The 18,450-nt window shown below is 64.9% G+C and carries 19 protein-coding genes; 12 read left to right on the plus strand and 7 right to left on the minus strand.

Features of this window, described 5'->3' with window-relative positions; all coding sequences use genetic code 11:
- Nucleotides 1–361: 361 nt before the first annotated feature.
- Nucleotides 362–1,150, plus strand: a complete 789-nt coding sequence (locus AC1MLZ_RS02620) for an SGNH/GDSL hydrolase family protein (RefSeq protein ID WP_480961456.1) — start codon at nt 362–364, stop codon at nt 1,148–1,150.
- Nucleotides 1,147–2,775 (plus strand): alpha-L-fucosidase, encoded by a 1,629-nt coding sequence (locus AC1MLZ_RS02625; RefSeq protein ID WP_480960315.1) that lies wholly within the window; start codon nt 1,147–1,149, stop codon nt 2,773–2,775. The genes AC1MLZ_RS02620 and AC1MLZ_RS02625 overlap by 4 nt, the downstream gene beginning before the upstream one ends.
- Nucleotides 2,776–3,098: 323 nt before the next feature.
- On the opposite strand, the gene AC1MLZ_RS02630 is transcribed toward AC1MLZ_RS02625, so the two are convergent.
- A complete protein-coding gene (locus AC1MLZ_RS02630; protein ID WP_480960316.1) occupies nt 3,099–3,233 on the minus strand; it encodes a hypothetical protein in 135 nt (44 codons plus the stop codon).
- On the opposite strand from AC1MLZ_RS02630, the gene AC1MLZ_RS02635 reads away from it, so the two are divergent.
- A complete protein-coding gene (locus tag AC1MLZ_RS02635) occupies nt 3,232–5,016 on the plus strand; it encodes a putative bifunctional diguanylate cyclase/phosphodiesterase (protein WP_480960317.1) in 1,785 nt (594 codons plus the stop codon). The two genes, AC1MLZ_RS02630 and AC1MLZ_RS02635, sit on opposite strands and share 2 nt — an antisense overlap.
- 11 nt (nt 5,017–5,027) lie before the next feature.
- Here AC1MLZ_RS02635 and AC1MLZ_RS02640 read toward each other — a convergent pair whose 3' ends face one another.
- A complete protein-coding gene (locus AC1MLZ_RS02640; protein WP_480960318.1) occupies nt 5,028–5,951 on the minus strand; it encodes a crotonase/enoyl-CoA hydratase family protein in 924 nt (307 codons plus the stop codon).
- A gap of 467 nt (nt 5,952–6,418) precedes the next feature.
- Here AC1MLZ_RS02640 and astD point away from each other — a divergent pair, with 467 nt between their 5' ends.
- From astD to AC1MLZ_RS02670, 6 genes are all read left to right on the plus strand, one after another.
- Nucleotides 6,419–7,831 carry a succinylglutamate-semialdehyde dehydrogenase gene (gene astD, locus AC1MLZ_RS02645; RefSeq protein WP_480960319.1) on the plus strand — a complete coding sequence of 471 codons (1,413 nt, stop codon included), beginning with the start codon at nt 6,419–6,421 and terminating at the stop codon, nt 7,829–7,831.
- 125 nt (nt 7,832–7,956) lie between these two features.
- Entirely contained in the window at nt 7,957–8,748 is a 792-nt protein-coding gene (gene cobA, locus AC1MLZ_RS02650) for a uroporphyrinogen-III C-methyltransferase (RefSeq protein WP_480960320.1), read from the plus strand.
- Nucleotides 8,745–9,041: a DUF2849 domain-containing protein gene (locus AC1MLZ_RS02655; protein ID WP_480960321.1), complete on the plus strand. Its 297-nt coding sequence runs from the start codon at nt 8,745–8,747 to the stop codon at nt 9,039–9,041. The genes cobA and AC1MLZ_RS02655 overlap by 4 nt, the downstream gene beginning before the upstream one ends.
- A 1-nt stretch (nt 9,042) precedes the next feature.
- Nucleotides 9,043–10,674 (plus strand): nitrite/sulfite reductase, encoded by a 1,632-nt coding sequence (locus AC1MLZ_RS02660; protein WP_480960322.1) that lies wholly within the window; start codon nt 9,043–9,045, stop codon nt 10,672–10,674.
- Nucleotides 10,667–11,107, plus strand: coding sequence for a DUF934 domain-containing protein (locus AC1MLZ_RS02665; RefSeq protein ID WP_480960323.1), 441 nt, complete (start codon nt 10,667–10,669; stop codon nt 11,105–11,107). The genes AC1MLZ_RS02660 and AC1MLZ_RS02665 overlap by 8 nt, the downstream gene beginning before the upstream one ends.
- A complete protein-coding gene (locus AC1MLZ_RS02670) occupies nt 11,100–11,852 on the plus strand; it encodes a phosphoadenylyl-sulfate reductase (RefSeq protein WP_480960324.1) in 753 nt (250 codons plus the stop codon). The genes AC1MLZ_RS02665 and AC1MLZ_RS02670 overlap by 8 nt, the downstream gene beginning before the upstream one ends.
- Nucleotides 11,853–12,018: 166 nt before the next feature.
- Here the strand turns inward: AC1MLZ_RS02670 and AC1MLZ_RS02675 are convergent, their stop codons facing one another.
- Entirely contained in the window at nt 12,019–13,509 is a 1,491-nt protein-coding gene (locus AC1MLZ_RS02675; RefSeq protein WP_480960325.1) for a replicative DNA helicase, read from the minus strand.
- Between the two features lie 117 nt (nt 13,510–13,626).
- Here AC1MLZ_RS02675 and AC1MLZ_RS02680 point away from each other — a divergent pair, with 117 nt between their 5' ends.
- Genes AC1MLZ_RS02680 through cdd form a run of 3 tightly spaced genes read left to right on the plus strand, consistent with a single transcriptional unit; the run spans nt 13,627 to nt 15,240 of the window.
- Entirely contained in the window at nt 13,627–14,109 is a 483-nt protein-coding gene (locus AC1MLZ_RS02680; protein ID WP_480960326.1) for a UPF0262 family protein, read from the plus strand.
- A 7-nt stretch (nt 14,110–14,116) separates the two neighbouring features.
- Nucleotides 14,117–14,794: a glycoside hydrolase family 25 protein gene (locus AC1MLZ_RS02685; RefSeq protein ID WP_480960327.1), complete on the plus strand. Its 678-nt coding sequence runs from the start codon at nt 14,117–14,119 to the stop codon at nt 14,792–14,794.
- Nucleotides 14,791–15,240 (plus strand): cytidine deaminase, encoded by a 450-nt coding sequence (cdd, locus tag AC1MLZ_RS02690; protein WP_480960328.1) that lies wholly within the window; start codon nt 14,791–14,793, stop codon nt 15,238–15,240. The genes AC1MLZ_RS02685 and cdd overlap by 4 nt, the downstream gene beginning before the upstream one ends.
- Nucleotides 15,241–15,253: 13 nt before the next feature.
- On the opposite strand, the gene AC1MLZ_RS02695 is transcribed toward cdd, so the two are convergent.
- From AC1MLZ_RS02695 to AC1MLZ_RS02710, 4 genes are all read right to left on the minus strand, one after another.
- The gene (locus AC1MLZ_RS02695; protein WP_480960329.1) at nt 15,254–15,967 is read right to left on the minus strand and encodes an HPP family protein; all 714 of its coding nucleotides are present in this window, start codon (nt 15,965–15,967) and stop codon (nt 15,254–15,256) included.
- A gap of 74 nt (nt 15,968–16,041) precedes the next feature.
- Nucleotides 16,042–16,887: a CheR family methyltransferase gene (locus AC1MLZ_RS02700; RefSeq protein ID WP_480960330.1), complete on the minus strand. Its 846-nt coding sequence runs from the start codon at nt 16,885–16,887 to the stop codon at nt 16,042–16,044.
- Nucleotides 16,884–18,026 carry a chemotaxis protein CheB gene (locus tag AC1MLZ_RS02705; RefSeq protein ID WP_480960331.1) on the minus strand — a complete coding sequence of 381 codons (1,143 nt, stop codon included), beginning with the start codon at nt 18,024–18,026 and terminating at the stop codon, nt 16,884–16,886. Before AC1MLZ_RS02705 ends, AC1MLZ_RS02700 begins: the two co-directional genes overlap by 4 nt.
- A gap of 13 nt (nt 18,027–18,039) precedes the next feature.
- Nucleotides 18,040–18,405: a response regulator gene (locus tag AC1MLZ_RS02710; RefSeq protein WP_107963606.1), complete on the minus strand. Its 366-nt coding sequence runs from the start codon at nt 18,403–18,405 to the stop codon at nt 18,040–18,042.
- Nucleotides 18,406–18,450: the final 45 nt, after the last annotated feature.

Here is an 18,450-nt window from a genome sequence, read left to right on the forward strand (position 1 = left end):
CACGTCACGTTGTCGTGCCGTCGCCGGTTACTTCCCGGGCCAGTTGCATTCCGGGGTGGCGGATTTCCGCCTGAAGTTTCGATGGTACGGCTCGGATCGACGACCCTGCCCGTTCCCTCCTTCGACCTTTTAAGCTAGCGGTAGCGCTAACGGCCTTGATTTGTCATATCACGATGTTCGCAGTTGTGAAGAGGGATTTCACTCGTGCTGTTTGTCCTCCTAGCCGTTCAGGCGGCATGGTAGCCGTAACTTTGAGTTATAATGGATTAAAGCTAGAGCTGTTCGGAGATTGTCAGACATGAACCGGTCGGGGATATAACACGATATGATCAGGACCCGACTTTCACGTACCGCGCGCGCGATGCTCGTCGCCAGTTTCGCGGTACAACCAAGCGTCGCCCAAACCATTATTCCCGGCGATCCCTACGCTGGCGATCCTGTCGGGATCGTCGCCGATCCCTGCCCGGCGCATCCCAAGCCGACCGATGGGGCCGGCTGGAATAGCTGGAAGCTGCATATGTTGACGCGCGATTTCGCGCAGCTTTGTCGGTACGCCACACAGAACGCAGCGCTGGTCGCGTCGGGCGATAAGGTGCGCGTCGTCTTCATGGGCGATTCGATTACCGACAACTGGATCGGTGCCGATACCGCGCTGTTCACCGGCGGCCTCGTCGATCGCGGGATCAGCGGGCAGACCACGCCGCAGATGCTGGTCCGCTTCCGCGCCGACGTGCTCGCGCTGAAGCCGGTCGCGGTACACATCATGGCGGGCACCAACGACATCGCCGGCAATACCGGCGCCGCGACGATCGAAACGGTGCAGGGCAACATCGAAACAATGGCCGAACTTGCGAGAGTTCACGGTATCAAGGTGATCCTCGCCTCGACGCCCCCCGCCGCCGCGTTTCCGTGGAGCCCGGCGATGAAGCCCGCGCCGCAGATCGTCGCGCTCAACACATGGCTACGCGGCTATGCGGCCAAGAACGGCTTCACCTATGTCGACTACCACGCTGCACTCGCCGGGCCGGACGGCGGGATGAAGCCGGGTTATGCCACCGACGGCGTCCACCCGACCCCGCGGGGGTATGCCGTGATGAAGCCCCTCGCGCTGGCCGCGATCGCAAAAACCCTTGGCGGTAAAACCAAATGATTGATTTTAACAGGCGGTCGGTTCTCGCCGGCATAGCGGCGCTCGGCGCGGCGCGTGGTGCCGTCGCACAAAGCCCGATGGGTCTCGCCGCCGGGCCGGTGAAGCCGAACTGGCCTTCGCTCGTGAACGCGTACCGCTACCCCGACTGGTTCCGCGATGCGAAGCTGGGGCTGTGGTCGCACTGGGGCCCGCAATCGGTCCCCGAGCAAGGCGATTGGTACGGCCGGTTCCTGTATATGCAGGGCCATCCGATGTACGAGCATCACCTGAAGACCTACGGCCATCCGTCGAAGACGGGCATGATGGACATCCAGAACCGCTGGACCGCGGACCGCTGGGATCCCGACGCGCTGATCGAACGCTACAAGAAGGCCGGCGCGAAGTATTTCATGTCGCTCGCCTGTCATCACGACAATCTCGACTGCTACGACAGCCGCTATCACGCCTGGAACTCGCTGCGCGTCGGCCCGAAGCGCGACATCGTCGGCATCTGGGAAAAGGCCGCGCGGAAAGCCGGGCTGAAGTTCGGCGTCTCGAACCACGCCGCGCACGCGTGGCACTGGTACCAGACCGGCTACGCTTATGATCCGACCGGGCCTTTGAAAGGCGTGCGCTACGACGCATCGACGCTGCGCAAGGCCGACGGCAAGGGCAAATGGTGGGACGGTCTCGACCCGCAGCAACTCTATACCGGCGCGCACATGGCGGCCCCCGACGGCATCGACAGCATAGCCGCGATGAACGACTGGCATGACAAGAACGACGGCCAGTGGATGGAGCACGGCCCGAAGGACGCGCCCGGCTATGCGGCGAAGTGGCTGCTGCGTCAGACCGACTTAATTGACAAGTACAAGCCGGACATGGTGTACTTCGACGATTACGAGTTGCCATTCGGGCCGATCGGACTGGAATCGCTCGCCGACTATTACAACCGCTCGATCCAGTGGCATGGCAAGATTGACGTCGTCCTCACTGCCAAGAAGATCCAGCTGGGCCATCGCTTCGGATTGGTCGAGGACGTCGAGCGCGGCTATACCGACCATATCTGGGATGAGCCGTGGCAGACCGACACCTGCCTCGGCGACTGGTTCTACAACGTCGCCCGCCTCCGCGACAAAAGCTACAAGAGCGCGCCCGAAGTGATCCAGCGTCTTGCCGACGTCGTGTCGAAGAACGGCAATCTGCTGCTCTCTGTGCCGCAGCCCGGCGACGGCTCGATCGACAGCGAGGTCGAGCATATCCTCGACGGCATGACGGATTGGGTGGCGATCAACGGCGAAGCGATCTTCGGCTCGCGACCGTGGCGGCGGTATGGCGAGGGTCCGACGATCCTGCCGACGGGGATGCAGAACGAGACGGTAAAGCCGTTCACGGCCAAGGACATCCGGTTCACGACCAACAAGGGCGCGCTGTATGCGGTGTTCCTCGGCTGGCCTGCAGGGGCTGCGACGATCGCCTCGTTGGCGCGGACGCTGAATAGCGGCGTTGTCGAACGCGTGACGTTGCTTGGCGGCGACGCAATTGCGCATCGGCAGGATGCAAAGGGCCTGCACGTCACGATGCCGGCCAATACCCGTGGCAGGTTCGTGCCAGTGCTGAAGCTCGAAGGGCGCGGGCTGGTGTGACGTCGGCAGCCTATGATCTCGGAGGGCGCTATCCTCGGTAGGCGCCTCTCTGGTCTGCGCCCCAAGTGGCTGGCCCTAGCAGTGCGGCGACATCCGCGGCGCCAACGCCGATCGATATGCGGCTCGCGAGGATACGCCGCCGATTTCGTGCGTCTGGTCAAAGGCAGTTCTCTTCTCAGCTGCCATAGCCAAGTATAGCAGGGCGCTTGCCATGACGCATTTTTCCAAACGACCGATATGTTTCGGTTTTTTTCACTTCACGCATTCTAAGCGGAATTCATGAATGGCCTAATCCCCCGTCTGAGACAGCTCCGGCATTCCGATCAGGCGATTGCCGATGCCGTGCGCGCGACGCTTGTGGAATCACTGTACGCATCGCCCAGATCGCTGATCATCGGTGCAGTGACCAGCAGCGCCATTACGGTAACCGTGTCGATCGTCAGCGGCATTCGGGTCATGCTGGTCTGCGCAGTCGCGATCGCCATCGTCGCGTGCATCCGCGTCGGCGACGCGGTGCGACTTAAATGGGGCACACCACGGCGAACCGCCGCGAGCGGATCAGCCAGCCGCCGACAGGAGTTCGTCTACCGCGCTGGCGCGCTGTGTTACTCGGCACTGCTCGGTATTTTCGGGCTACTGACGTTGGTGAACACGAGCGATGGCGTGTTGCAATTGCTCGCGGTGACGACAACGATCGGGTATGCCGCCGGTATCGCCGGCCGTAACGCGGGACGTCCCTGGATCGCACTTTCGCAGCTATGCAGTGCATCGTTCCCCCTGGTGGTCGGACTGATCGTTTCGGGCGATTACCTCAAGATCCTTCTTGCGGTCGTCATCGCCCTGTTCGTCGTTGCGATGATGGACATCACGCTGCAGACTTACGGCGTCATTTTGAGAGCGACGGTGGCGTCACGCGAGAAGGCGGCACTGGCCGAGCATCATGCTGCAATCGCCCGCCGTGACGACCTGACCGGCGTTGCCAACCGGACGGCGTTTAGAGAACGGTTTGAAGACCGCCTCCGATCTCTGGACGGCGGCCGTCGGTGGTTGGCGATCCACTGGATAGACCTTGATCGGTTCAAGGAAATCAACGACTCGTTCGGACATCTGGCAGGCAACGCACTGCTGGTATGCATAGCGCGCCGACTGGACGACGCGTTCGGAGCCAGCGGGATCGTTGCGCGACTGGGTGGCGACGAATTTGCGGTCGTCTGTGAAATCGAACACAAGATCGCCGCGACGTCGATCGGACGGAAAATCATCGAGTTGGTGGAGCAGCCGGTCCATCACGATGGACGCCTGCTGCGTGTCGGCGCCTCGCTGGGTATCGCGATCGCACCCGCCGACGGCGCTGATGCCGATACTTTGCTGAAGAACGCTGATCTGGCGCTGTATCGGGCGAAGGACACCGGCCGGGGGCGGATCTGTTTCTACGAGCCGCTCATGGATGAGAAGGTCGAGCGCAGCCGGGATCTGGCGCTGGAGCTGCAGGGTGCGTTGGAACGAGGGGAGTTCCACATGATGTTCCAGCCGATCTTCGACCTTGCCGGGCAACGCGTATTGTCGTGCGAAGCGCTGCTGCGATGGACCAACCGCCGCCACGGTTCGGTTCCACCCGCGGAGTTCATTCCCCTCGCGGAAGACAATGGGTTGATCGACGCCATTGGCGGGTGGGTCATCCGCGAGGCGTGCCGGACCGCGAGCGAATGGCCCAGCGACGTGCAGATCGCCGTCAATCTATCGCCGATCCAGTTGCGATCGAGCAATCTTCCGATGGTCATCATGAGCGCGTTGGCGTCGAGCGGCCTGCCAGCCGAACGTCTGGAGCTGGAGGTGACCGAGTCGGTGCTTCTCGACGACATCGATGCATCCCTTGCGGCGTTGAATGCGATCAACCGCCTCAACGTCCACACGACGCTGGACGATTTCGGGACCGGTTATTCCTCGCTCAGCTACCTGACCAAGTTTCCATTCCAGACGCTCAAGATCGATCGCTCCTTCATCACGGACCTCGATCAGAACCCTGCATCCGTGGCGATCGTCCAGACCGTAATCGAGCTTGCGGCAAAGCTGGGAATGCGAACCGTTGCCGAAGGTATCGAGACGCAGGCCCAACTCGATCAACTGCGACGCACCCGGTGCGACGCGGTGCAAGGGTTCCTGCTGGCGCGCCCGATGCCGGCAAGCATGGTTGCGTCCATGCTTGCCGGGAACCAGCTCAAGGCGAGGGGGCGATCCTGACCACCACAGCCTTATGCCGCCTTGTCCAGCAAGCGGGTCTGGGCGCCTACCAACCGTCGCATGAGTTTGAGGTCCGCCTCACTCAGCCGAAGTGCCGCATCGGCCCACAGGTCAACGACCGCCTCGAGTTCACCAAGCGGTAGTGGATTTACCGAGCGGGAGGCTTCGTAGATGGCGCAATGGCCACTGTGCCGACGGCGGTTCTGGCGGATATAGGCCTCGACGTCGGCGCGTCCTCGACCGGGATCGGCCAGGGCGTGGACGATACCCAGATCATACAGGTCTTCGGCGCTGTAGGTTTTTCCACTGAGGATCATCTGCTCGGCGCGCGCCGCCCCCAAGCGACGGGACAGGAAGCAATGTGCGCCCATCCCCGGGAACAAGCCGAAATTCGTCTCGGGCAAACCGAATTTGGTCCCGCGTTCGGCAATGACGACATTGAACGAGAGCAACGCTTCGAAGCCACCTCCCAGTGCATCGCCCTCGACCAAGGCGATCGTGATGATCGGCTGCTCCAGACCGAGCATGTTGCGGTGGAGGATGCGGACGCACGCGCGCCCATAGGCGACCAAGGCATCACGGTTGCCGTCACGGATATGCGCCGCAAACAGATCGAGGTCGCCGCCCAGGGAAAAGACGCCGGGAAATCGAGACCCGAGCACGACATATCGGATCGGCATGGTTCCAGAAGATCGCGCAGCACAGATATCGGTCTGCCACTCGCCGAATTCCGCGAGCAGACCCGGATTGAAGCTCGGTCGCCCGCGTTGCCGCATATAGGTCCAAAGCGTATCGAGTTCGTGATCGAACCGCGTTTCGAGATTCACGGAGGCGAATTGCTGCCGCCCCACCGGCTCGACGCGCGTTTCGCTCGCGGGTTTGTGCCGCGGCCGGCTGCGGTCGGCTGGAACCACGGGAGGATATTCGATTGTCATGACCAGATCCTTCTTCACGCACGGCATCGTGCGCGAGAAGCTTAGTGTGACGACGGCTGGTACGCTGGCTGTATGATACGCGCGCGCCGGCCGATACTCGAAACAGGCAAAACGGTCGGAGGCAACCGGGATCGAGGCAAGTCGTGATCGATACCACACGACCGGTCGCCGACATTGCTTCGACGGCTGAACCGGACACGGACATGCCACGGCCCGGAGGCAGCCAACCGGGCGAAGGATAGGGCGCAAGTCGCCGTCTGCCACCGCCCCGAAAATCTATCGCCACGGACAGCCGACGGCGCCGAACGCTGACACGCCGCTCATGCGCCCAAGACCAGGATTACCGAGAAAATACCCGCAACGGTCCAACTCACCCCGATGCGGCTGTGGCCCGAACGCGTTGGGCATGACGAGAGCGCGGTATAACCCCAGTGGAAACTTGCCACGAATCAAGGCAAGAGCGGCGCATGTCCGACGAGATCATTTCCTACGAGCCGGCCACGGGCGCCGTCCTCTGGCGCCACCCGATCGGCGATGTCGACGCCGAAGTCGCCTGCGCCCGCGCCGGCTGGTCGAACTGGGCATCGAAGCCGCTCGCCTTCCGGATCGAGACGATGCGGCGTTTCGCCAACATCGTCCGCCATCGGAACGACGCATTCACCGACCTGATCGCGCGCGAGACCGGCAAGCCGATCTGGGAAGCACGCGGCGAAGTCGAGACGGTCATCGCCAAGGTCGACATCTCGGTTAGCGCCTATGCCGATCGCACCGCCCAACGCCGTATCGATGCGCCGATGGGCTCGCGCATCGCTGTCCGCCACAAGCCGCACGGCGTGCTCGCCGTGCTGGGGCCGTATAATTTCCCTGCACACCTGCCCAACGGCCACATCGTGCCCGCGCTGATCGCGGGCAACGCGGTCGTCTTCAAGCCGTCCGAAAAGACCCCCGCGGTCGGCGCGTTCCTCGTCGAATGTTTTCGCGCCGCGGGCGTGCCTGCCGAATGCATCCGCCTCGTCATCGGTGGTCCGAACGAGGGGAAGGCGCTCGCTGCGCATCCCGACATCGACGGCCTGCTGTTCACCGGCTCGGCCAGCACCGGTCTAGCCCTCAATCGCGCGTTCGCCGACAAGCCTGAGAAGATCCTCGCGCTGGAGATGGGCGGCAACAACCCGATCGTCGTGTGGGACACGCCGGATCTCCACACCGCCGCCGTCCTGATCATCCAGTCCGCCTTCACCACCGCCGGCCAGCGCTGCACCGCTGCGCGCCGGTTGATCGTCGACTCGAAGCTCTACGATCCGCTGATCGCGACCGTCGACAAGATGGTCGGCCGGATCATCGTCGGTGAGCCGCACGCCGATCCCGCCCCGTTCATGGGCCCCGTGATCGACAACGAAGCCGCGGAGCAACTGACCGAAAGCTTCGTTGAACTACTCACCCGCGGCGGCCGCCCGATCCGCCATCTCGAACGCCCGGTCGAAGGCCTGCCGTTCCTGAAGCCCGCGCTGATCGACGTGACCGACATCGCCGACCGTCCCGATATCGAGCTCTTCGGCCCGATCCTACAGGTCGTCCGCGTCGACGATTTCGACGCCGCGATCGCCGAGGCGAACAACACGCGCTACGGCCTGTCCGCGTCGCTGATCAGCCAGACTCCCGCGCTGTACGACCGCTTCTGGGCCAACATCCGCGCCGGCATCGTCAACTGGAACAAGCCGACCAACGGCGCCTCGTCGGGCGCGCCGTTCGGCGGCATCGGCTGGTCGGGCAACCACCGGCCGAGCGCCTACTACGCGGCCGATTACTGCGCCTACCCGGTCGTCAGCAGCGAATCCGAAAGTGCCCGCGCGAGCATCGGCATCGGCCTGGCCGACGGCTGACGGCTGACCGCGTTGAGTACCATCGAACCGAACGTGGATGTCCTACCCCCCGCAAAAGCAATCCTACCGACCGCCAAAGCATCATTCGGTTGCGATGCAGCGCGCATCCGCCCATCTCCGGTCGCATGGCAAGCCTCCTAGACCCCACCGCCCGCGGGCGCGTCATCCTCGTCGGGGCGGGACCGGGCGATCCCGGCCTCCTGACGGTTCGCGCGGTCGAGGCGCTGAAGACCGCCGACGTCGTCGTGCATGACGGGCTGATCGATCCGCGTGTGCTCGACATCGCGCCGCCGTCCGCGCAGCGCATCTCGGTCGCCAAGCAGCGCGCGCGCCACACGCTGCCGCAGGAGGCGATCAACGCGCTGATCATCGCGCATGTGAAGACCGGTGCGATCGTGATCCGTCTCAAGGGCGGCGACCCGTTCGTATTCGGCCGCGGCGGCGAGGAAGTCGAAGCCGTCCGCGCTGCCGGTCTGCCCGTCGAGGTCATCCCCGGCGTCTCGGCGGCGCTCGGTTGTGCAGCAGAGGCCATGCTGCCGCTCACCCACCGTGATCATTCAAGCGCTGTCAGCTTCGTTGCTGGCCAGTGCAAGGGGCTCAACGAGCAGAACTGGGCCGGACTCGCCGGCCAGGGCCGCACGCTGGTTATCTACATGGGCGTCGCGACCGCTACCGACATCGCCGACAAGCTCATGGCCGACGGTGTCGCACCTGACATGCCCGTCGCGGTGCTCGAACGCGGCACGTTGCAGGGGTCGCGCGCGATCCGCACGTTGCTTGCCGATCTCGGCCCGATGGTGGCACGCGAGGCGGTCAAGAGCCCCGCGATCATCGTCGTGGGCGAAGTCGTCGAACTGTCGGACGCCGAAGACAAACTGGCCCGCTGGGCCCGCGTAGCAGAGGACGCCGCCGTATGAAGCTGTTGACCGGAAACGACCTTCCCACCGGCGATGTCGTCTGGTGGACCGGCAACGGCTGGTCGCGCCACATCGAGGACGCGGTCGACGTCGGCGTGGCAGGTGAAGCGATCCTACAGGCGGAGGAAGGCGCACGTCGCGTCAACGTCCCCTATCTGATCGAGGCGACGCAGACCGACGAGGGCCCCCGCCCCGCCCACATCAAGGACCGCATTCGCGCGCTTGGCCCGACGATGCGGCCCGACCTCACCTTGAAACCCGCCGATCCTAACGCCGGCAGCTGGGTAATCTGATATGTATAAATACGACGAATACGACCAGGCGATCGTCGACCAGCGCGTCGACGAGTTCCGCGATCAGGTCCGCCGCCGCCTTTCGGGCGAGCTGACCGAGGACCAGTTCAAGCCGCTGCGGCTGATGAACGGCCTGTACCTCCAGCTGCACGCGTACATGCTGCGCGTCGCGGTGCCGTACGGGACGCTGGACGGTCGCCAGATGCGGATGCTCGGCCATATCGCGCGCAAGTATGATCGCGGCTACGGCCACTTCACCACGCGCCAGAACATCCAGTTCAACTGGATCCAGCTCGACCAGACGCCGGACATCCTCCAAGAGCTGGCGACGGTCGAGATGCACGCCATACAGACGTCGGGCAACTGCATCCGCAACATCAGCTCGGACCAGTTCGCCGGTGCCGCCGCGGACGAGGTCGCCGATCCGCGCCCCTGGGCCGAACTGATCCGGCAGTGGAGCACGTTCCATCCCGAGTTCACGTACCTCCCGCGGAAATTCAAGATCTGCGTGATCGCCGCGGACGAGGATCGCGCGGCGATGCGCCTCCACGACATCGGCATCGGTCTGCACGTCCGTGACGGCGAACTCGGCGCGAAGATCTTCGTCGGTGGCGGCATGGGTCGCACGCCCATGATCAGCCACGAGATCCGCGATTTCGTGCCGGCCGACGACCTCATGAGCTATCTCGAGGCCTGCCTGCGCGTCTACAATCGCTACGGCCGGCGCGACAACATCTACAAGGCGCGGATCAAAATCCTGCTCCACGAGATCGGCCCCGACGAATACCGTCGCCAGGTCGAGGAAGAGTTCGCCGCGGTGAAGGGCCTTGGCCTCGATCCTCCGCGCGCCGAACTGGAGCGGATCACGAGCCACTTCGGTGCGCCCGGCTTCGATCCGAACGCGTCGACCGACATCGACCGCAGCGATCCCGACTTCGCGGTCTGGCTCGACCAGAACGTGAAAGCCCACAAGCAGCCGGGCTATGCGATCGTCAACATCAGCCTCAAACCGATCGGCGGCATTCCCGGTGATGCGTCGGCGGACCAGATCGACCTGATGGCCGATCTCGGCACCCGCTACAGCTTCGACGAACTGCGCGTCACGCACGCGCAGAACATCGTCTTGCCGCATGTTCGTATTGCGGATCTGCACGCGGTATGGTCGGCGCTGAACGAGGCGGGACTGGCCGAGGCCAATCTCGACCTGATCAGCGACATCATCGCCTGCCCCGGACTCGATTATTGCAGTCTTGCCAACGCGCGCTCGATCCCGCTCGCGCAGAAGATCGCGACGCGCTTCGGCAGTCTCGATCGTCAGCGCGATCTTGGCGAACTGAAGCTCAAGATCAGCGGCTGCATCAACGCGTGCGGGCACCACCATGCCGGCCACATCGGCATCCTCGGCGTCGACAAGAAGGGCACCGAGAATTACCAGCTCTCGCTCGGCGGATCGGGCGCGGAGGATGTGAGCCTTGCTAAGATCACCGGGCCTGGCTTCTCGGAGGACGGGGTGGTCGACGCGATCGAACGGGTTACCGACCGGTATCTGCAGGTCCGCGACCCCGGCGAGCGCTTCCTCGACACCTACCGCCGCGTCGGCTTCGAGACGTTCAAGGAGGCGATCTATGGTTGAGTATCCGGACCAGACACTGCTCCGCTTCCGCGACGACGAGCCGCATGACGAGCCTGCGGTAACGCTCGACTCGTTCATCGGACAGAGCAACGCGGCCGCCGTTCGCCTGGAAGCGGGCGACGACGCTCGCGCGCTGTTGCCGCAGATCGACCAACTTGCGCTGATCGAGGTGAGCTTTCCGGGCTATCGCGACGGGCGTGGCTATTCATCCGCGCGGATCCTGCGCGAGGCGGGCTACACCGGCGAATTGCGGGCGCAGGGCGACGTGCTGGTCGACCAGATTCCGCTGATGCGGCGCTGCGGGTTCGACAGCTTCGCACCGCAGGCGCCGATCGACATCGACGTGCTGCGTGCCAGCCTTGAGCGCTACGATACGCCGTACCAGCAGGCGGCGGACGGCGCGGTGCCGGTGTGGAAGCTGCGCCATGGGTGAGCCCGCGCGCCAACTCGACATGATCGACGTCACGCCGGCGTTCACGCGCGCCGATGCGATGGCGATGCAGGAGCGGTTCGAGGGCGTGTCTGCGCAGGAGATGCTGTTCGAACTGCTCGTCGGCGAGTTGCGCGGGCGGATCGCGGCGGTGTCGTCGTTCGGTGCGGAATCAGCGGTGCTCCTCCACATGGTCGCGCAGGTCGATGTCGACGTGCCGGTGGTGTTTACCAACACGCAGAAGATGTTCGGGGAGACGCTGGCGTATCGCGACGAGCTGGCGGAGAAACTGGGGTTTACGGACCTTCGCGTGTTCCGGCCGGATCCTCGATTGCTGGCGATCAAGGACAAGACGGGGTTGCGCTGGTCGTACGATCCGGACGGGTGTTGCGATTTGCGCAAAGTGGAGCCGTTGCGGCGCGCGTTGGCGCCGTTCGACGCGTGGATTTCAGGGCGGAAGGGGTTCCAGTCGGGCACCCGTACTGCGCTGCCACGGTTCGAAAAGGATGAGGGGCGGTTGAAGATCAATCCCCTCGCCGACTGGGACAAGGCCAAGCTCGACGCGTATTTCGCCGAGCATGACCTGCCGCGGCATCCGCTGGAGGCGCAGGGGTATCTGTCGATCGGGTGTGCGCCGTGTACTACGAAGGTCGCGCCAGGCGAAGACCCGCGTGCTGGCCGCTGGCGGAGTTTCGACAAGGTAGAGTGCGGCATCCACGCTCCGACCGATTACGATCCGATAATTTGACGTCGCGGTCCCTCGCCCCTCCGGGGAGAGGGAGGGAGGAGCCGTAGGCGACGGAAGGGAGAGGGGCGTTTGGATGAGCCGTCCCGAGCCTCACGCCCCTCTCCCTTCCCACGGCAAGTGCCGCGGGCCCCTTCCCTCTCCCCGAAGGGGCGAGGGACTCAAGCGCTCAATACTCCGCCAGATCCGAGAACTTGGTGATCGTCGGATCGAACTTCATCCGAACCTTCCCCGTCGCCCCGTGGCGCTGCTTGGCGATGATCAGCTCCGCCAGACCATAAACCCGCTCCATCTCCGCCGCCCACGATGCGTGGTCCTCGAAGATTTTCGAGCTGTCTCCTTCCGCCGGCCGCTTGGGCTCCTTCGACGCGACGTAATAATCTTCGCGGTACACGAACCAGACCATGTCGGCGTCCTGCTCGATCGACCCCGACTCGCGAAGATCCGACAGCATCGGCGTCTTGTCCTCGCGCGATTCCACCGCACGCGAAAGCTGGGAAAGCGCCAGCACCGGCACGTTCAGATCCTTTGCCAGCGTCTTCAACCCGCGAGAAATCTCGGAGATTTCCTGCACGCGATTGCCATCCTTGCTCTTGCCCGACCCCGACAGCAGCTGGAGGTAGTCGACCACGACAAGCCCGATCTCGTTATTGTGCCGGCGCTGCAACCGGCGCACGCGCGTATGCAGCGCGCCGATCGACAGGCCGCCGGTGTCGTCGATGAACAGCGGCAAATTCTCCAGTTCAGCCGCCGCCGCCGCCAGTTGCCCGAATTCGGTCCGGCTGATCTTGCCCATGCGAAGCGCTTCGGAACTGATCCCCGACTGCTCCGCCAGAATACGCGTCGCCAGCTGATCCGCGGACATCTCCAGCGAGAAGAACGCGACCTTCGCGCCGACCGAATCCTTCGGTGCGATCCCGTCGGCCATGTCGCGCATCCACCGTCGCGCCGCGTTGAACGCGATGTTGGTGGCGAGCGAGGTCTTGCCCATGCCCGGACGGCCGGCGAGGATCATGAGATCGCTGTGGTGCATGCCGCCGATCTTCGCGTTGATCGAATCGATGCCGGTCGTGACACCCGAAAGGTTGCCGCCCGAGTTCAGCGCGCGCTCGGCCATCTTGACCGCGGCGGTCGTCGCCTGCGCGAACGACTTCACGGTGTTCTCGGCGCCGCCATCCGCCGCGACCTTGAACAGCTCCTCCTCGGCAAGTTCGATCTGCGCGCGCGGATTGACCTCCTCGGACGTGTCCATCGCGCGATCGACCAGGGTCCGGCCGACCGATACAAGCGCACGCAGCATCGCGAGATCGTAAATCTGCTGCGCGAACTGGCGCGCGCCGATCAGGCCCGCACCGCTGCCGGTCAGCCCCGCCAGATACGCCGGTCCGCCCAGCTCGCGCATACCCTCGTCCGCATCGAACATCGGCCGCAGCGTCACCGGCGTCACCAGCATGTCGTTGCCGCGCAGCGTCTTGATCGCGGCGAAGATCCGGCCATGGACGGGTTCGAAGAAGTGGCCGGGTTCGAGCTTGTCGACCAGATCATCCGCGAGCCGGTTGTCGATCATCATCGCGCCGAGCATCGCGGCTTCGGCCTCGACGTTGCGGGGAAGCTGCTGCGGTTCGGCCACGGCGGGAACGGGGAATGCGAGAGTTGCCATCGCTCGCACCTACGCGATGCACGCGCGCTCGTCCAAGCTACTCGCGGCCGAATGCTGGGGATAAGTGGCTCACTCGCGACAAGTGACAGGCCGAACGCGCCCCGCTATCGAACCGGTATGGCCGACCCGCGGATCATTGACGTTCAACTCGACGAGACCAGTCTCGGCTGGCGCTCGCCCGACGTCGAACAGGAACGGCGGATCGCGATCTTCGACCTGATCGAGGGCAATCACTTCGCCCCGCAACGTGCCTATGCCGATGGCTATGCGGGCCCCTACCGGATCAAGCTCCAGTCGGAGGAGGGACGCCTCGGCATTCATATCCACCGCGAGGACGACACGCATCTAGAGACGCTGGTGCTCGCGCTCGGGCGCTTCCGCCGGCCGATCCGCGATTATTTCGCGATCTGCGACAGCTATTACCAGGCGATCCGGCAATCCTCCCCGGCACAGATCGAGACCGTCGACATGGCCCGCCGCGGCGTCCACAACGAAGCCGCCGAGCTGCTGAAAGAGCGTCTCGACGGCAAGATCGAGGTCGATTTCGACACCGCGCGACGGCTGTTCACGCTGATCTGCGTCCTCCACATCCGCAACTAGAAGACACATGGCTCACGGACTTTTGAAATTCGCGGCCGCGCTGGCCGCGACCGGCTTCGTCGGTATCTGCGGCTGGACCGCCGCAACCGGCTGGCACCCCGACGTCAAGCAATACCCGCTGCAGGGCATCGACCTCGCCGAGAACCCAGGCCCGGTCGAATGGGGTACGGTGCGTGCGAGCGGCGCCGACTTCGCCTATATCGTCGCGACGTCGGGCGCCGACCGCCGCGATCCGGCATTCGAGGCGAACTGGGCGGCGCTGCCCGAGGCTGGGCTGCGACGCGGCGCGGTGCATGTGTACTCGTTGTGCCAGCGTTCGGACGAGCAGGCGAACGCGTTCAACACGTTCGTCCCGCGCACCTCCGATGCGTTGCCGACCGCGGTCGACATCGCGTTCCACGACGATTGCACCGCGCGGCCGGACCGCACGACGCTGATCGCCGAAATCGCGCAGTTCGTGACGATGGTCGAGACTCACACCCGGCAGCCGGTGATGCTGCGGATCAGCAAGGCGGTGGATTCGCAATACACGCTGTCGGGCGCGGTCCCGCGCCCGCTATGGGCGGTGGAGAATATCCTCAAGCCCGACTACACCGCACACCCGTGGCAGATGTGGCGTGCGAGCGATTTCCGCCGCATCGACGGGATCGAGGGACCGGTAAACTGGGACGTGGTGGCATCATGACTGATCAAGCAACACAACTCGTGGCCGCAGCACGCGACGCTGCGCGCAACGCCCACGCGCCCTATTCGCGGTTCGCGGTCGGTGCCGCGGTGCTGCTCGACGACGGCAGCGTGATTACCGGCGCGAACTTCGAGAATGCGAGCTACGGCCTGTCGCTGTGCGCCGAGACGGTCGCGATCGCGACCGCAAGCGCCGCGGGGCGGCTCCGCGATATCGTCGCGATCGGCGTGATCGGCGGCGCTATGGACGCGGAGGGGCACGCTACTGGGACATCGCCGGTGAGTCCCTGCGGCCGCTGCCGCCAAGTCATCAACGAGGCCGCCCAGATGGGTGGCCGGGACTTGCCCGTGTATTGCGGCGCGGCAGAAGGCGACGCGATCCGCACCTACACCGTATCGGACTTGCTGCCCGACGCTTTCGGCCCGGCGGATCTGGGGATCAGCTGAGCGTGTAGGGTCATCAGGCGGAGCGCACCGGTGGCATGATACCGACGCTCCGCAGGCGACGATGCGCCGCATGATGCTCGATGCGGCCGAACAACAGGTCGAGATCCTCGCGGCTGACGTCGAACGTCTCGCCGAGATCGGTCAAGGCCTTGTCCAGATCCTCCGGATGCAAGGGCGCCTCGTCCGGGATCGACGGTTTTCCGGATACCGGTACTGCGCGATGCGGGTAGCTGTGGCCGGAGACGCGGTGGAACAGAACGCCGATCGCGGTCAGGATGACGGCGTTGAGCGCGATTGGTACGACGGCGAACGCGAACCCCGCCCCAAGCACGGCAGGGCCGCCGACCACCGCAGTCAACGCCACAGCGCCCGCCGGGGGGTGAAGCGACCGTGTGAGCGACATCACGAGGATCGCCCCGGCCACGGCGATCGCCGCAGCAAGTTCAGGGACAGGCACGAGCTTTGCCACGACGACCCCGACGACCGCCGAGAGGACATTGCCGACGATGACCGCCCAGGGTTGCGCGAGTGGACTGGCCGGCACCGCAAAAACGAGAACCGCAGCAGCCCCCATCGGCGCGGCGATCAGCAGCAAGCTGCCATGCGGATGAACGAACGACGCGCTGATCGAACTCGTCAGGCCGATGCCTATCAGCGCCCCGAGGCAGGCCAACAGCCTGTCCCGGAGATTTCCTCCCGCGAGAATGGGTACGAAGAACGCGCGCATGCAAAATCCAGTAGCCGACGCGCGGCCCTTATGGCGAACGAGGCACGGTGTCACGAAGCCCTTGCCCGCCGAACTTATCGGGTCGGCGCGGCCGTTTTCTCGTAGAAGCCACGGAAACGCCTGCTCGGCTCGAATGTGCGGGTCTGGCCGATCACCGTTTCGCCCGCGCCCATCACCAGCATGCCGCCCGACGTGAGCGCCGCGGCGATCTTTGGGAAGACGTGTTTCTTGGTTTCCGTCGACAGATACAGCAGCACGTTGCGACAGAGAACGATGTCGAATTGCCCCGCCGGCGGCTGATCCGCGACGAGATTCAATCGACGGTAGGTGACTAGAGTGAGCAGGTCCGGCTTGGCGATCCAGTCGCTACCCGTCGTGTCGAACCAACGGACCATCCGGCGGACCGGCAGCCCGCGCTGGATCTCGAACTGCGAGAACCGGCCGGATCGCGCGCGGACGATCGCGGCATCGGATACATCGGTGGCGACGATCTCCGGCATCGGCGCGCCCGTCGCTTCTCGGCGCTCGACGAACTGCATCGCAAGCGAAAGCGGTTCCTGGCCGGTCGAACAGCCTGCACACCAGATGCGCGCGCGCCGGCCGTCTCGCTCGGCGTCGATGACGGCCTCCGCGAGCATCTCGAACACCTGCGGGTCGCGGAAGAACGACGTTTCCTGGTTGACGAGCGCGTCGACGATAGAGTCGCCGATCTGCCGATCGCTGCCCTGCAGCAGCTGCGTGACGAGCTGGTCGAGCGTGTCGAGTTTCCGCGCGCGCAACAACGGTTTCAGCGCGGTGTCGAGCCGCCATGAGCGATAGGCTGAGATCTGTTGCCCGGTCCGCGCCTCCAGCAATGCGGTCAGCACGTTGATCGCCGTCTGCGATGCCGCCGAGGGGCGCGGGGGCGCGCGCGGCGTCATGGTCGGCGCCGCGATGCGACGAGGCGGCCGATCGCGTCCGGCGGCAGCACCGCGTCAGCAACGCCCAAAGCAGCGACCGCGCCCGGCATTCCCCATACCACCGAACTCTGCTGATCCTGCGCGACGACGCAGCCGCCGACCGCATGGACCCGCCGCGCACCCTCCGTGCCGTCGCGGCCCATCCCGCTGAGGATGATCGCGAGCATCCGTGGGCCATAGACATCGGCGAGCGAGCCGAGCATCGGATCGACCGACGGCATGCAACCGCTGGCGACGGCTTCGTGGGTGAGCCGGAACGCGGCGCCGCCATCGGACAGCTTGACGCACTTCAGATGCGCGTCGCCGGGAGCGACGACGATCCGGCCCGGCCGGATGCGCAACCGATCGACCGCGACCTCGCACGGGCGCCCGGCGAGCAACGCGATCTGCGCCGCGAAATACGGCATGAACGACGTCGGGAGATGCTGCGTGATGACGATCGGGAGGCGAAACCCGCCGGGCAACGCGCGGAACATCTGGCTGAGCGCATGGATGCCCCCGGTCGAGGCGCCGATCGCAACGATATCATAATCCGAGCTGTTCGAGATCGGCGGCATCGGCAGGATGTCGCTCACGGGTATCGGGCGTGCGGCGGACGGGCCGGCGGCGGACGGGCGTGCAGGGCGAACCAACGCCGCGGCCGGCATCGGCGCGGGGCGCTCTCGAAGCTTTTCGAGCTTGGCGACCAGCATCGATCCGAACCGGCCGGACAATGCGCCCGCCGCCGGCTTGATGAGCGTCTCGGCCGCACCGAGCGCGAGCGCCTGTACGGCTATGACCCCGCCCTCATCCGCGGTAGAGGACACGATCAGCACCCTTGCCCCCTGCCCGGCGGCGACGAGCGATGGCAGCGCGGTCAGGCCATCGACGCCCGGCATGTGGATATCGAGCAGAATGAAATCGACGCTCGCCCGGCCGAGGAATTCCAGTGCCGCCGCGACATTCCCTACCGCGCCGACCACCGAGAACCTATCGCTCGCATCGATCATCCGCGCGATCACGGCGCGGGCGACGACCGAATCGTCGACGATCAACACCCGCGAGGCGCCGAAACTGTCGCGATCGGCGTGCCGCGAATCAGGGAGTGGCCGGATTGTCACCGTAGCGCCTGGATCAGGCCATGCCGACGATCTGAAGCTTCGATTCGAGCGTATCGCGGTCGAACGGCTTCATGACGTATTCGTCCGCCCCCGCTTCGATCGCCGCGCGGATATACGCCATGCCGTTCTCGGTGGTGCAGAACACCACCTTCGGGCGACGCGGCACGTCGGCCTCCCGCAACGCGCGCAGGAAATCCATCCCGCTCATCACCGGCATGTTCCAGTCGAGCAGGATCACGTCGGGCAGCGAGGCCATGCAGGCCGCCAGCGCCTCGCGGCCGTCACAGGCCTCGGTGACGGTGAAATCCAGCGTCTCCAGGATGTGACGCGCGACTTTGCGGATCACCTTCGAATCATCGACGACAAGACAGGTCTTCATGGCAGGCCTTCCGGGGAAATCGTGCGACCGTCCTAGATCGCAAGG

Source organism: Sphingomonas sp. PEI4, assembly GCF_056679955.1.